Here is a 14779-nt window from a genome sequence, read left to right on the forward strand (position 1 = left end):
ATGGTAGTGCATTGGAAATAAGAAAAGACCGAATCCTTTCATCTTTAGTCGCAGAGAACACCTATCCCCCAACAGCTAATTGGCTGCATACTTCAACATACTTCTTACATAACAGCCTGGCTTAGCGTATTTTTTGACTGTTGTTCTGTAACGTTGCAAGCATTTATGTGTAGGTATTTAACCAGCTAGCCGCCTAAAATGGTTTAATACAAACGAATGAATTCTAATATCACGGCCCAAGGCGGCACGTGACACGGAACAATTTAGGCTGGGCTTCTGCGCGCTAATCAGAGTTAGGAGAAAATAATGCAGGTCATTCAGGCAAAGGATTATTCGAAAGACTTGGTCTTATCGACTGAATTACCTCCATTTTTAGTAGCGGATCTAACTAACTGCCCGACTCTCCCTACTCTGCCATCGGTCGCTATCAACGTCTTGAAAATAGCCCGCACCGAGCACCCCTCAGTAAACGAGTACGCCAATGCGATAGAGCGTGATCCGGCCTTGGCTATACGAATCATTACTCTTGCCAACAGCGCCTTTTTCTCGCGTAGCCATACAAAGGTGTACGCCTGCCAGGAAGCGGCGGCCCGCCTGGGTTTAGACACTACGTTGGCAGCGGTAATGAGTTTCAGCCTGCTTCAAAACAGGGGCATTGACGTTCATTACCAGCGTGTATGGATGCGCTCCATCATTGCCTCGTTAGCAGCACGGCACCTTGCCATCTATCTCTGCCCCAACATGGCGGGGCCTGTGTTTACGGCAGCCTTGCTCCAAGACATTGGCATCATGGCATTACGTGCGACATACCCTAATGAGAGCCAACACCTATACACGAAAACCCCTCTATCCCATCGGCAATTATCCGAGTCTGAACAGCGGCTTTTTGGCTGTGACCACTCTCAAGTAGGCGCCTGGCTTGCCGCCAAGTGGGGAGTTCCGACGCCACTTGCTCAGCGTATCTGCGACAGTCACGATGAATACGACATTACCGCCCCCGAGAAGCTGTGCGTTCAGCTCTCAGGCCCCATCGCCGACGCCTGGCTCTCGTCCCACCCTGCGCAATCGCTAGTCGCCGTGGTGCGGGAATTTGAAACTTATCAGAGCGCCCAAACGATCTCTTTACGGCATTTACTGGAGAATATTCAGGAACAGTTGCCTGCTCTGGCAGATATGCTGCAAATGACAGCGCCTCCTTTACAGGATAACGAGTCGCTACTTGCCGAGGCCCAACAATTGCTGTTTCAACAAACGCTACAGCTCAAAGCGCGCCTTGATACCCACCAGGCGGAGCTCGCCTCACTCCGCCAGCGGCAAGATGAATTGGAAGAGCGCTCACGAACAGACATGCTCACCGGACTTGCCAACCGATCCTGGCTTCAAGAGCAGATGCACAAGCGCTTTGTCCTGTGCCAGGAACAGTCTCGCATCATGTCGGTGGTGTTTATTGATCTTGACCACTTTAAGAAGCTAAACGATCAATACGGCCACCAAATGGGCGACAATGTGCTGCAAACATTTGGCAAAACCCTACAGTCACTCATTCGTGACGGCGATCTTGCGGGGCGCTGGGGCGGCGAAGAGTTTCTGGTCGTTTTGCCCGATGAAGATGCACAGTCAGCCCAGGTTTTCGCCAAACGCATTGCCCAACGCCTGGAAAAAACGCCGATGGCACACGATGACCAGGAGCCCATTCATGTATCCGTATCCATCGGTATCGCCTGTTTGGATGACGGTGGATTTGGCAGTGCGGATGAACTCATTGATGCGGCCGATAAAAGTATGTATTTCATCAAGCACACAGGGCGCGGTGGCATAGCGATATACGGAGATCGGGGTGCGGCTGTAACACCTATTAACGACTAACCCTTTTCATTACTGGAACGCCCCACTCTATAGCAATATATGAGTCCCCTATGCTGGAACTTCATCAGGTACATAAAACCTACGCGACACCACAGGGCCCGCTAAGGGTTCTCGAAGACGCCTCCTTACGCTTGGCCGCAGGAGAAAGCCTGGCGTTAATGGGTGAATCCGGGAGCGGCAAATCCACCCTCCTGCATCTTGCCGCTGGTTTGGATCTTCCCGACCAAGGGACAATTACCCTTGAAGGCCAAAACGTCGCATTATTACCTGAGCCCGCCCGCGCCAGGTTACGCCGCGAGCAATTGGGTTTAGTCTTCCAGCAGTTTCATTTAGTCCCCAGCCTAACGGTGATCGACAATCTGCGCTTGCAGGCGCGCTTAGCCAAGCACGATGACGCCGACTGGGCAGGCTACTTGATTGAGCGGCTAGGGCTGACGGGGCTGGAGAAGCGCTACCCGGAACAGCTCTCTGGGGGGCAGCAGCAGCGCTTAGCGATCGGTCGCGCCCTGGCCCCCCGCCCTGCTCTGCTACTGGCCGATGAACCCACGGGTAACTTGGATGAAACCACTGCAGGCGAAGTGCTTGAACTGTTATTAAGCCTCGTCCACGAAACCCAGTGCGCCCTGCTCATCGTCACCCACAGCCTGCAAGTGGCGGCACCGCTAGATCGCTGCCTTCGCCTGCGCCACGGTCGTCTACTAGACGCGGCACTATGACCCAGGTTCTATCCACGCTACTTAGCCACTACCAGCGACATCCTGGCCAACTGATCATGCTGCTACTTGGGCTTTGGGTTGCCAGCGCTTTGTGGAGCGGCATCCAGGCGATCAATGCCACTGCTCGCGACAGCTACGCCCGCGCCGATGCGCTGTTTGACACCCAACTGGATCAACTTGAGCGGCGCGATGGCGCCCCACTCACCCGCGCCGAGTATCACGCCCTGCGCCAGGCAGGCTTGCCCGTTTCGCCCATGCTCGAGGGTGAGGTCTTTACTCAAGATGGCACCCGGCTAACGCTGATCGGCATTGATCCACTGACCCTTTCCAGCGACAATCCGTTTGCTCAAGCAGACACCTCCGCGTCATTAAGCGATTTTCTAACCCCCCCGTGGCAAACGCGCCTAGCGCCTGACGCCTTGGTAGCTCTGGGGATAGAGCGCGAAAACGCATCGGGTGCTACCCCGACCTTAGCCGATGGCAAGCAGCTCCCGCCGCTAATTTTATCGCCAGCGCTTCCACCGGACACGCTGATTATGGATATTGCGGCGGCGGCGCGGTTGCTTGAAAGCAGTAACGAGATTACCCGCCTGGTGGCCGCACCGGGAGCGCTATCTGAAGCCCCGGCCGGATTAACCCTCACCCGCGCCACAACGCTTGCCTCACCCGGACAGCTGACTGAAAGCTTTCATCTCAACCTTACCGCCTTGGGGCTGCTTGCCTGGGTGGTGGGGCTATTTATTGTTCAGTCAGCGCTAGGCCTGGCGCTGGAGCAACGTCTGGGAATGCTGCGTACCCTGCGGGTGCTGGGTGTGTCAGGGCGCCGCTTAGTTCTAGCACTCAGTTTAGAGCTAATCCTGCTCGGCCTGATCGGCGCACTTGCCGGTATTGCCAGCGGCGTTTGGCTGGCGCGTTTGTTACTGCCCGATGTCGCGGCAACCCTGGGCTCGCTTTATGGCGCAGGCGTGGGGCAAGAGCTCAATCTGCCCTGGCACTACTGGGTCGGTGGGCTTGCGGTTAGCCTTGGCGGGCTGCTGCTGGCGGGCAGCGGCGTGCTATGGCGTGCTGCCCGCTTAAACATGCTGGAGTTAGGCCAGATGCAGGCCTGGCGAAGCGGTTATCGGCGGCAATTAACGCTAATGAGCATCAGCGGCGCCCTCGCTTCGAGTATTGCGCTAGCGCTGTATGCCTGGCTACGCCTGCAGTCCCCTGGCGATGGTTTAGTGGCGGGCTTTGGGCTGATTGCCGCGCTGCTATTGGCCAGCGCGCTATGGCTTCCGCCCCTGTTAGCGCTAATCCTTAAAGGGCTGACACACCTTGCCCGGCGGCGCCCGCTTATCCACTGGGCAATGGCGGATATGCAGCTTCAACTACCCAAACTTTCACTGGCCATGATGGCACTGCTGATAGCACTGGCAACCAATCTTGGCGTGGGCAGCATGGTCGGCGGCTTTCGCCTCACCTTTTTAGAGTGGCTTGATCAGCGCCTGGTCGCCCCATTCTATTTAAATGCCCCCAGCGAGCAGTACGCAGATATTGACGCCTGGCTCGCTGAGCGCCCTGAGGTGGCTGAACGGCTGCTTACTCGGCGCAGTGAGGCCACCCTGCAGGCTGCAAGCACGCCAGAAGGCAGCCGCTCAATAGGCACGCCTATCGAGCTTTACGGCATTACCCCAGGGAAATCACTAACCCCACACTGGCCACTGCTGGCAACCCAACAGAACCGCTCATCCGCCTGGGCAGCCTTTAGCAAGGGCGCTATTTTTATTAACGAGCAGCTCGCCACCGCAGAGAACCTCTCCCCCGGCGACCAGCTAAACCTTAGCGCGCCGGGCACCAATGAAACACTGACCATCGCCGCTATTTATCCCGACTACGGCAACCCCAGCGGGCAAGTGTTGATGGCGTCGCTCCAGCTTGCCGCACGTTTTAATGCGCCGCCAAGCTCCATGGGGCTAGTGCTGAGTGATGGCGCTGATGTGGATGCCCTGCGTGCTGCCCTGAGCAAACGCTTTGACCTCGGCAGTGATGCGCTGAGGGATCAACGGGAGATCAAACGCATCGCCACCGAGATTTTCGAACGTACCTTTACCATTACCCGCGCCCTGAATGCGCTGACCTTGGCGGTAGCCGCGCTGGCACTATTGGCCAGCCTGCTGGCCCAGGCGCGCAGCCGACGCCAACAGTTGGCACCGCTCTGGGCGCTGGGCGTTCCCCGAGCGCAGCTGGCACAATTGAATCTGGCGCAATTGGGGGGCACTGCGTTAGCTACCGGCCTGCTGGCGATTCCGCTGGGTATCGCCATTACCTGGGGCTTAGTGGCCATCATCAATGTCGCCGCTTTCGGCTGGCGACTGCCGCTCTACCTATTCCCTTGGGAAATGGCCGTTACATTGGCAACCGCCGTGGGCGTAGCCCTACTGGCGGCTGCCCTGCCCACGCTGCGTTTCTGGCGCGCGTCGCCGCGGGCCTTACTGGCAGAAGAGGCGAATCAATGAGCTTACGTCGATGGTTGAACCTCGGCCTATTTATCATCGGTTCGCTGACGCTCTACGGCTGTGGGGAAGAGCAGCAAACCGACACCAACAGCGCAGGCTTTGCCGGTTTGGGGCAAGCGGCAGATGGTTTTCAGCATGCAGAACCCAACCAGGCCGTTCGTTTTCCCCAAGACCATGCCGCCCACCCGGATTACCGTATCGAATGGTGGTATCTCACGGCTAATCTGGAAGACGCCGACGGTGAGCCCCTCGGGTTACAGTGGACGCTATTTCGTCAGGCCCTAATCCCGCCCAGCGAACGCCCGGAGCCAACGCCGTGGGCCGCTGATCAGCTGTGGATGGCGCATATGGCGATCTCCCAGGGCGAGCAGCACCAGGTCGCCGAGCGTTTTGGGCGCAGTCACTCCCAAGCTGTCCTGACGGCGCCTAACGACAGCCAAGCAGGCGTAATCGCGAGCCCGTTTCACGCCTGGCTAGACGACTGGCAGCTTAAAGCGAGTGAAGAGGTCGATAATGCCGACTTTAATGATCTCACCCTCACCGCTTACAGCGGCAAAGATGCGTCGCGTTTTGGCTATACGTTGACGCTTACTGCCGAGGGGCCGCTAATCTTTCACGGCGAAGAGGGGTTCAGCCAGAAAGCCGCCAATGGGCAAGGTTCGATGTACTACAGCCAGCCCTTCTGGCAAATAGAGGGCGATGTCACCCTTAACGGCGAGACTACGTCCGTTAGCGGCCGCGGCTGGCTGGATCGTGAATGGAGTAGCCAGTTGCTTGATGCCCGCCAATCCGGCTGGGACTGGTTCTCGATTCATCTGGATGACGGCCACAAGCTGATGGCGTTCCAACTACGCGGGGCTGGTGCTAGTAGTGACGACAATGAAACCGAACAAGGCGCGGGCTACCGCTCCGGCACCTGGATTTCGCCGCAGGGCGAAGCCACGCTTTTAGCGACGGACGACATCACGCTAACACCGCTGGCAACATCGGCAGTCGCCGGACGCGATGTACCTACCCGCTGGCGGCTGGAAATACCGTCAGTGGCAATCGATATCAATATCGAAGCGCCCCACGCCAACCGCTGGATGACCACCAGCGTGCCCTACTGGGAAGGCGAAGTAGTGGTCAACGACCGCACCAGCGGCGAACCGCTGGGCGAAGGGTATCTGGAAATGACCGGGTATTAACAATGGCGAATTGTTTTGCCAATGCGCAGGGCTAATTCACAGAGCTAATTCACTCGGCATTATCTGCAATGTAAGCGGCGAGGTTAGCGATATCATCATCAGACAAATCAGTGGCATTGGGGATCATTAAAAAGGAGTTTGATCCCACCTTTTCCCTCGCCCGGTACGTCTCAAGACGCGAAGTGATGTAATCCGCGTCCCGCCCGCTCAGCGATGGAAAGCTCGCCATTCCTTTTCCGCTTGGGCCGTGACACTGAGCGCATGCGTCCGCATAGAGTGTGGCTCCAGCCGACTTATCTGCCGCCTGTAGAGTACAGGCCCACATCGCCAGCGCCGTCGCAGTGACGCAAAACAGAAATATCTTCATGGTGCCCTTTCCCGGTAGAGTGGTCTTGATCAGCAAGCTTGAGTCAGATTGAGGTGAGTGCGCAGCCGCACTGCCAGACGCCAGCGCGGCTGCCTATAGCTCACTCCGGAGTGATACGGTAAATGCTGCCTTCATCAACGGCCGTATAGAGATCACCATCAGAGCCCAGCACCAATGACCGGAAGCGGGCCGCCCCCATGGGCACCGGCATTTCGGAAACGTCGTTGACCGAAAGGCCATCTTCCGCGATATCGATCAGATTGATGCGTTGTCCTACCGGCGTACCGCCAAAACCAATCCCCATAAAGCCAACCAGCAGACGTCCGTCCCAATCGCCCCACTGTTCACCGGTTAAAAACTCGGTAGCCACCATACCCTGCGAAAGACCATCATTACCCCAGGCAGGCTGCATGGCATCGGGGTAGGTTTCGAAGTCAGTCACCGGCATATAAGCCGCCCGCTCTTGGGGATCCATCCCTTCGGTCTGGTTGGGTTCATAGCCACAGTAATCGTCCGGGCAATCCCCACGCCCCGCCATATTAGGACGCGGATCCCAGCCACTGTTGCCGCCATTAACGAGCGCATTGATCTCATCCGAATGCCAGGGGCCATGCTCGGTCACGATCGGCTGACCGGTGCTCGGGTGGAAAGTGATGCCTTGTACGTTGCGATGACCGTAGGTATAGATGCGTGGATCGAAGCCCTCAGGCGTTTCGTTGCCCTCGGCAGCCTCGCCATCCCGGTCAATACGCAACACCTTGCCACCAAGAAGTTCCGGTGACTGAGGGAGCTCACTGTTATGGTTATCGCCAGTGGTCACATAAAGATAACCATCATGGGGACTGAAGCGGATACGGCCCCCATTATGCGCGCCAGCGTCGCCAAACGGATGATCAGTGGCAGCGGGTTTGTACGGGATGTCATCGACAATGTCAGTGCGATCAGAAACTTCAGCAAAGTCACTGCTCACTGTCATGCGCAGCACGCGATTAGTGCGTGGCTCAGACATGTTGGAAGCAGAGTAGACATAGACCGTCCGGTTTTCGTCAAAATCAGGATCGACAGCAACACCGTTCATACCAGCCTGCCCTTCGCAGACAAGATCATCCGCTGTGGTGGCATAATTGTCAGTGCCTTCCATGCCGAGCAGATGCTCTACTTCGCCATCGGGGAGTCGCACCGACAGCCCACGGCATCGTTCGGTATAAAACATCGTCCCATCCGGCAGAAAGGCCATATCCCAAGGGTTTTCAAGACCACTTAACACCTCAGTCTGGCTGAGTTCGGGCGCATTATTGGCAGTAGCAACGGCGGGCAAGCCGATGATCATCGCAGAAGCGATGATCGCGGACAGCGGCCGCAGAGTGGGTTTATGGGGCATTGGGTCTCTCCTTCCTAGTGTTGTTTGTAATTGTTATCAACTTTGCCATGGGCTTCTTCAGTTTAGATCGGCAGCCATGTCGGTCAATATTTACCGCTCCCATAGTGAGGAGCTAGGAGTGAGGAGTTGGAGTTGGAGTTGGAGTTGGAGTGAGGAGTAGTGAATTAATTAGCGGGGGGCAAAAACCGCATGTTGTGTATAGCGAATGTCGCTTTACGACAACTAATGTTTGCTCACCGCGACACACTAGTAAGCGAATAAACCGCTGACTAGAGAGCACGCCATGAATCGCAATGTCATCCTCACCTGCGCCGTCACTGGCGCGGGTGATACCCCCGCTAAAAATCCCAATGTACCCATCACGCCCAAGGCTATCGCCGCTTCCTGCATCGAAGCTGCGCGCGCCGGGGCCAGCATTGCGCATATCCACGTGCGCGACCCGGAAACCGGCGGTATCAGCCACTCTACAGAGCAGTTTCGCGAGGTGATGGAGCGCGTTCGCGAAGCGGATGTGGATATTGTCATGAACATTACCGCTGGCGGCGGCGGCGACTGGATACCGGATGCCACAGACCCCACCCGCGGCGGCCCAGGCACCGATATTCAAACGCCCGCTGAACGTCACGCCCCGGTGGGTGAGCTGCTTCCAGAATTGTGCACCCTGGACTGCGGCAGCCTTAATTTTGGCGATATGGTCTATGTGAATCCCGCTGACTGGCTACGCGAACACGCCCGTTTGGTGCAAGCCGCAGGCGTTAAGCCGGAGCTTGAGTGCTTTGACCTGGGCCACGTCTGGTTTGCCCGCCAGCTTCAGCAAGAGGGCTTGATCGATGATGCCCCCCTCTATCAGCTCTGCCTGGGTATCCCCTGGGGAGCCGAAGCGGACACCGAAACCATGCTCGCCATGCGCAACAAGTTGCCAGAAAACGCCAACTGGGCGGCCTTCGGCATTGGCCGCCATCAAATGCCCATGGTCGCCCAGGCGGTGCTGCTCGGTGGCCACGCCCGGGTGGGCTTGGAAGATAATCTGTTTCTGAAGAAAGGCGTGCTGGCCAATAACGGCCAACTGGTAGAGAAAGCCGCGACCATTATTGACAACCTTGGTGCCCGCGTAATGACGCCTGCAGAAACCCGCGCCCATCTTCAATTGCGTGACCCAAAACTACGCAACCAAGCAGGAGGTGACGCATGAGCCGCTTAGCCGTTATCGGTACCGGTGTGATTGGCAACGGCTGGATTGCCCGCGCCCTCGCCCAAGGGTGGGATGTCGTCGCCTTCGACCCAGACCCCAAGGCGCCAGTGCGCACCCGTGCGTTTATCGACAACGCCTGGCCTTCGTTAACCCAGCTTGGCCTGGCACCTAATGCAAGCCCAGACCGGCTAACGTTTGCGGACACGGTTGAAGAGGCCGTGATCGATGCCGATCTGATTCAGGAGAACGTGCCAGAGCGATTACCGCTTAAGCAGGAAATTCTGGCCGCCATTGATGCCGCTGCCGCATCGGACATTATCATTGGCTCGTCGACTTCTGGCTTTAAGCCCACCGACCTGCAGCAGCATTGCCAACAGGCGCCTGGGCGAGTGATTGTCGCCCACCCCTTCAACCCGGTCTATTTGCTGCCATTGGTGGAGCTTGTTGGCGGTAAGGCTACCCAACCAGCGCAGATCGCCAGCGCTCAAGAACTCTATCAGGCGCTCGCCATGCGCCCGCTGGTAGTTCGCCGTGAAATTGAGGGCCATATCGCGGACCGTTTGATGGAAGCGCTGTGGCGGGAAGCCCTGCATCTGGTTAACGATGGCGTGGCGACTACCGAAGAGATCGATGCGGCGGTAGTTTACGGCTGTGGGCTGCGCTGGCCATTAATGGGCACTTTTTTAACCTTCCACCTGGCTGGCGGCGAGCCAGGCATGCGCCATATGCTGGAGCAGTTCGGCCCAGCGTTAAAACTGCCCTGGACCAAGCTGGAAGCCCCGGAACTCACCGACGAACTGATTGATAAAGTGGTAGAAGGCTGTGAACATCAAGCCGCGGGACGTTCAGTGGCCACGCTTGACCGCCGCCGGGATGACTTCCTGGTTGAGCTGCTTGAAGTGGTGCATAAGTACTGGCCAGAAGCAGAAGGCTTGGAAGGACGCATTTAATGATCATTTATGAAACCCAGGTTGCTCCCGAGTGGGTCGACTACAACGGGCATATGAACGACGCGGAGTACGCCCGCGTCTTCTCCCAGGCCTGCGAAGCGCTTATCGACAACATCGGGCTGGATGAAGCGGGCCGTGAGCACTACGGCTACACGATTTATACCCTGGAAACCCATCTTTGCTATCGTCGTGAAGCCCACCAGGGCCAGCCGCTCAATGTAGACCTGACGCTACTCGACAGCGATGCAAAACGGCTACACGTGTTTTTCGCCATGTTCGATGAGGAAGACAACCTAATAGCGACCAGTGAACAGATGCTGATGGGAATGAAACAAGCATCAGGGCGGCCAAGCCCGTTTCCATCCAAAATTGCAAACCGTGTGGCAGCGCTGCCCCAGGCCAGCAAGGAGGCTTGGCCGGAGCTTGCCGGTCGCTCCATCGGCATTCGGCGCTAAGGGTTACAGTAGCGATGAACGTAGATGCTTTTATTCAGCGCTTTAGTGCCGGGCTGACCGTCATGGAGGAACTGCCCTTGCCCCAAGCAAGGCGCGCCTACGACAAACTCTGCCGTTCGTTCGCCCCACCCGACCCCACCGGTATGCGGGTCGAAAACGGCACGATCAATGGTGTTAGCGTGCGCCGCTTTACTCCTCAGCCGCAAGCGCCTGGTTGCGTACTGTTTATACATGGCGGCGGTTTTACCATTGGTTCAACCGATAGCCACCATGGCACCGCTGCCAGCTTGGCACAGCAGCTTGAGCGAGAAGTGGTAAGCGTTAACTACCGGCTGGCACCGGAGGTAAAGTACCCCACTATGCTGGCAGACTGCCAAGCGGTGTTAACAGCCGCTCAACCCGTCGCGCTGGTGGGTGACAGTGCAGGCGGGCGCTTAGCTATCGACCTGGCCCACCCCCTGAGTGAAGCGCCACCGCTGGGGTTAGTCTATCCACCCGTCGGCGAAATCTCTTCAGCCTGCCTAGGTGAAGATGCCCCACTGCTTTCGCGCCACGATGTGCTCAGTATTCGCGAACAGTGCCCTGAGATTATCGCCACTCAGCGGGATCGCCGCTCTCCTGCCCAGAGCATTGAAATCCTGACGGTAGAGCACGACCCGCTAACTCAGCCCATCGAAGCCACAGTGGCCAACTGGCGAGCAAAGGGCGCTTCAGTGGGCTATCGCTGTGCGCCACAGATGGTTCACGCTGCCCTTCACGCCCAATCGCAGCTACCCGAAATGAGCAGTGCGTGGCAGGATTTCTGCCGCGCACTCAAGCAGCGACTTAATCGCTAACGGCACAATTTAAGTGTCGTATTGGCTCCGTACCTGCTCAATGGCGGGCTCGCCATCGCGGGTTTCGACACCATCGAGCCACTCCGCCACGGTGTCCAGGTTGTTGCCTATCCACTCATGGGCCACTTCATCCGCCGGGCGATCTTCGTAGCTGTACTCGTGTACCCACTCGTTCTGGTCTTCGATATCGATCACGTACTGTGACAGGAAACGGTGAACCTGCGGCGCTTCGTCCGCCAGGCTGGCAGGCGTAATCGTCCATACCGTGCTTTCAATGGAAGCCACGCCCGCATCATCGCTATCGGCTAAATAGGCCAAATCGAAGCTCACGTTCATCCAGTGGGGTTCCCAGCCGACAAAGGTCACCCACTCTTCATCAGCCATTTTTTGCTCAGCCTGGGCCAGCATGGCCGACGTTGAGCTTTCGCGAAGCTGCCAATCGCCTAGCCCGGCAAGGTCGTTATCAATGGCGTTGAGAATGGCATCATTAATGCCGGTGCCCGCTTCAATGCCCTGGATTTCACCATCGAAACGGTCATGGTGTTCAGCCAGCTCAGCAACTGTGGTGACACCCGCATCGTATACGTATTGAGGAACCACTAGCCCGGAATTGGCACCGCGGATATTGGAAACCACTTTTTCCACTTTACCGTCGGCCACCAACGGCTCGACCATGTCGGTCTGAACGGGATACCAGCCGCCTAAATAGATTTCCAGGTCGTTACGCGATAAGCCTTCCAGGATAACGCTCACGGCTAAATCCTGCTGGCGGGTTTCGTACCCCATGGCCTCAAGTAGCTGGGCGGCCACTTCGGACTTAACCGTAACCCCAGGCCATGGTGGCACCCCAAAGCGCAGTTCATCAAGCTCCGCCAGGGCAGGTGTAGCAGCAAACGCAGAGAGTAAAAAGCCCGCTGTCAACGACAGCGTCTTGGTAGTGGTAAAGTTGGTGGAGGCAGAGTTGGTGGTAGAGCTGGAAGTGATAGCAGTGGCCGACATGTGGCTAAACCTCTTTATTAGTTGGGTTTAGCTAGTATGCGCGGCTTCTCCCCTACTACTAGACACTAGGCGACGATTATCAGACATTAAGCGACACACTTTGCGCTTTAAAGGTCTTTTTCCGCCATGCCAGACCGAACTTGGCGGGGCGAGTAGCCGTAATGGGCACGAAAGGTACGCGCAAAGCTCGATGAGGAACTAAACCCACAGGCCACGCCCACCGCCAATACCGCTAAGTCGGTCTCTGCCAATAACCGCCGGGCGCGCTTAACGCGCAGCTGCAAATACCACTGGCGCGGAGTTACGTTGAGTTCCTGCTCGAACAGGCGCTGCAGCTGGCGCACCGATACGTCTACCCGACTGGCTATCTCGTCAAGGGTGAGCGGCTCTTCGAGGTTCTGCTCCATTAGCGCCACTGCCTCCACAACCCGCCGGTTATGCGTGCCCAAGCGCTTCACCAACGCCATACGCTGCTGATCGCTGCGGGTGCGGATCCGGTCATGGATAAGCTGCTCAGAGACATCGATGGCCAGCTTCGCCCCATGCCGCCGCGCAATCACTTCCAGCGCCATATCCATCGCCGCTGCCCCGCCTGCGCAGGAGAAGCGCCGTTCACCCAACTCATAAAGCTCATCGGTGGTATCAATGCCCGGAAAGCGCTCACGAAAGGCGGGCAGGCTCTCCCAGTGCAGCGCCACCCGCTCGTGCTTTAGCAATCCTGTAGCGGCGAGCAGAAACGCCCCGGTATCGATACCGCCCAAACAGCACCCCGCCTGATCCAGCTGATGCAGCCAGGCCATTAACGGCCGGGTGAGATGCGCTTCGGGGGTAAAGCCGCTGCACACCGCCAGCGAGGGCAAATGGTGCACCTCCGCCGTTGCCTGATCGGCGATCAGGGTCATGCCGTTAGACGCCGTCACTGGCCCGCCGTCGGCACTTATTAATGTCCAGTCGAACAGTGGGCGATGGGCAATGCGGTTGGCAATTCGCAGCGGCTCCACCGCCGCAAAAAAGGCCATCATGGAAAACTGTGGCAGCAGTAAAAATCCGACCATTTCAGGCAACGGGCCTTGATAATTAAGACGCATGAAATCAGGTCAACCCAAGCAGTGCTTCAGCCAGCTTAACGTCATCATAACGGTGGCTGTCAGCGTTCTCCGGCGCAAGATCCAGGTCAATCACCTGAATCCCCATTTCATCGCGGATCGTCTCAATCTGTTGGGGAGAAACACTCAACAGCTGCGAATCAAACAGTAAAAAATCAATGGAAGACTGCTTAGGCGATAGGGGCTCGAGTGTGCCAGACAAGTGCGCATTGAGCACTTGAACCTGATCCACCAACGTCATGCCAAGCGTTTCAAGATCCGTCCCCAGGCTCGGCACATAGACCTTGGCTGACGGGTTCTTAGCCAATGCCCTGTCCACTCCCTTGGGCAACAGGTTGGCAATGACACTGCTGTAAAAACTGCCCGGTGGGAAGACGATCAGCTCTGCCGAATCGATGAGATTACGGGTCTCTTTGCACACCCTGGAGGCATCCAGGGTATCGATGTCATCCGCCTCACCGGTTAATTTGATCACTTTAATAGGCGAATCAATCTCAGCCGTCTCTTTGCCGGTAAAGCGGTGCTGGCCAATAATTTTTCGCCCATTCTCTAGCAACACCTCCAGTTGAAGGTTGGCGTCCGTCGTGGTGCGAACGGTGCCGCGAGTCTTGATCAGTTGACCAAATAGGAAGGCGATTGGATCCAGGGAGCGTTCATGAATCAGATAGCCGCCGGTCAAGATAAGGTTCCCCACGCTGGCGCCAGCGAGGTTAAAATCCTTTGGCATATGTTTGTAGAAGGCGGCGATATAGCTCTGGATCAGTGATCGCATGGGTTCAGCGATCGCCTTAAGCAGTGGATGCTTAGCACTGACAAGGGCCTGCAGGTTTTGCTCAAGTGTTGCCTTTACCGCTGCCTCGTCCCGCCCCTGTGCCGCTAGCCGATGGGAAAAAAGCGCCGCCACCTCAGGGTGGCCAGTCACTGAGTCATCAGCCAGCGCCAGCAGGCGTGCTCTCAAGTCGCCCACGGCAGGCATCGCGAAGGCCCGGCGCAATTCTGACGAACTGCCCCCGGAATCAAACGGCGTCACCAGATGAATGGAGTTATGGGTATAGTTCGTCAATACCTCTGAAAAGCCTTTCAGTGCCGTACCGCCACTGAAGAAGAGTATTTTCGGCCCCAGTTCGGGGGCTTTACGGTATCTGGCCAGGCGCAGATCCCACCCTCTATCAAGCGCACGGGGCAGGCACATCCGGCCACAGGTAAAACGACTTTTTTTCATACAA

13 protein-coding genes are annotated in these 14779 nt (G+C 57.2%); 8 read left to right on the forward strand and 5 right to left on the reverse strand.

Annotated features, from left to right (window positions below; all coding sequences use genetic code 11):
- Positions 1-306 precede the first annotated feature (306 nt).
- From QT231_RS15525 to QT231_RS15540, 4 genes are read left to right on the forward strand one after another with little or no spacing between them, the layout of a single operon-like run.
- Positions 307-1866 carry a diguanylate cyclase gene (locus QT231_RS15525; RefSeq protein ID WP_308337760.1) on the forward strand — a complete coding sequence of 520 codons (1560 nt, stop codon included), beginning with the start codon at positions 307-309 and terminating at the stop codon, positions 1864-1866.
- A 50-nt stretch (positions 1867-1916) separates the two neighbouring features.
- A complete protein-coding gene (locus QT231_RS15530) occupies positions 1917-2582 on the forward strand; it encodes an ABC transporter ATP-binding protein (protein ID WP_308337761.1) in 666 nt (221 codons plus the stop codon).
- The gene (locus QT231_RS15535; RefSeq protein WP_308337762.1) at positions 2579-5080 is read left to right on the forward strand and encodes an ABC transporter permease; all 2502 of its coding nucleotides are present in this window, start codon (positions 2579-2581) and stop codon (positions 5078-5080) included. Before QT231_RS15530 ends, QT231_RS15535 begins: the two co-directional genes overlap by 4 nt.
- Complete coding sequence (locus tag QT231_RS15540; RefSeq protein WP_308337763.1) at positions 5077-6267, forward strand: lipocalin-like domain-containing protein; 1191 nt, start codon at positions 5077-5079, stop codon at positions 6265-6267. The genes QT231_RS15535 and QT231_RS15540 overlap by 4 nt, the downstream gene beginning before the upstream one ends.
- 49 nt (positions 6268-6316) lie before the next feature.
- On the opposite strand, the gene QT231_RS15545 is transcribed toward QT231_RS15540, so the two are convergent.
- Together QT231_RS15545 and QT231_RS15550 are read right to left on the reverse strand one after the other, a co-directional pair.
- A complete protein-coding gene (locus QT231_RS15545; RefSeq protein WP_308337764.1) occupies positions 6317-6634 on the reverse strand; it encodes a c-type cytochrome in 318 nt (105 codons plus the stop codon).
- A gap of 100 nt (positions 6635-6734) precedes the next feature.
- Complete coding sequence (locus tag QT231_RS15550) at positions 6735-8015, reverse strand: PQQ-dependent sugar dehydrogenase (RefSeq protein WP_308337765.1); 1281 nt, start codon at positions 8013-8015, stop codon at positions 6735-6737.
- A 283-nt stretch (positions 8016-8298) separates the two neighbouring features.
- Between QT231_RS15550 and QT231_RS15555 the strand changes: the two genes are divergently transcribed.
- Genes QT231_RS15555 through QT231_RS15570 form a run of 4 tightly spaced genes read left to right on the forward strand, consistent with a single transcriptional unit; the run spans position 8299 to position 11448 of the window.
- Positions 8299-9207 (forward strand): 3-keto-5-aminohexanoate cleavage protein, encoded by a 909-nt coding sequence (locus tag QT231_RS15555; protein ID WP_308337766.1) that lies wholly within the window; start codon positions 8299-8301, stop codon positions 9205-9207.
- The gene (locus QT231_RS15560) at positions 9204-10157 is read left to right on the forward strand and encodes an L-carnitine dehydrogenase (RefSeq protein WP_308337767.1); all 954 of its coding nucleotides are present in this window, start codon (positions 9204-9206) and stop codon (positions 10155-10157) included. The genes QT231_RS15555 and QT231_RS15560 overlap by 4 nt, the downstream gene beginning before the upstream one ends.
- Entirely contained in the window at positions 10157-10612 is a 456-nt protein-coding gene (locus QT231_RS15565; RefSeq protein ID WP_308337768.1) for a thioesterase family protein, read from the forward strand. The genes QT231_RS15560 and QT231_RS15565 overlap by 1 nt, the downstream gene beginning before the upstream one ends.
- 14 nt (positions 10613-10626) lie before the next feature.
- The gene (locus tag QT231_RS15570; RefSeq protein ID WP_308337769.1) at positions 10627-11448 is read left to right on the forward strand and encodes an alpha/beta hydrolase; all 822 of its coding nucleotides are present in this window, start codon (positions 10627-10629) and stop codon (positions 11446-11448) included.
- Positions 11449-11457: 9 nt separating this feature from the next.
- On the opposite strand, the gene QT231_RS15575 is transcribed toward QT231_RS15570, so the two are convergent.
- The 3 genes from QT231_RS15575 to QT231_RS15585 form a co-directional block, all read right to left on the reverse strand.
- Entirely contained in the window at positions 11458-12447 is a 990-nt protein-coding gene (locus QT231_RS15575; protein ID WP_308337770.1) for an ABC transporter substrate-binding protein, read from the reverse strand.
- Between the two features lie 107 nt (positions 12448-12554).
- Complete coding sequence (locus QT231_RS15580; protein WP_308337771.1) at positions 12555-13535, reverse strand: GlxA family transcriptional regulator; 981 nt, start codon at positions 13533-13535, stop codon at positions 12555-12557.
- 4 nt (positions 13536-13539) lie between these two features.
- Complete coding sequence (locus QT231_RS15585) at positions 13540-14775, reverse strand: GAK system CofD-like protein (protein ID WP_308337772.1); 1236 nt, start codon at positions 14773-14775, stop codon at positions 13540-13542.
- Positions 14776-14779 lie beyond the last annotated feature (4 nt).

Origin of the sequence: Halomonas sp. SpR1, from assembly GCF_031010175.1 — a bacterium.
Lineage (GTDB): Bacteria > Pseudomonadota > Gammaproteobacteria > Pseudomonadales > Halomonadaceae > Vreelandella.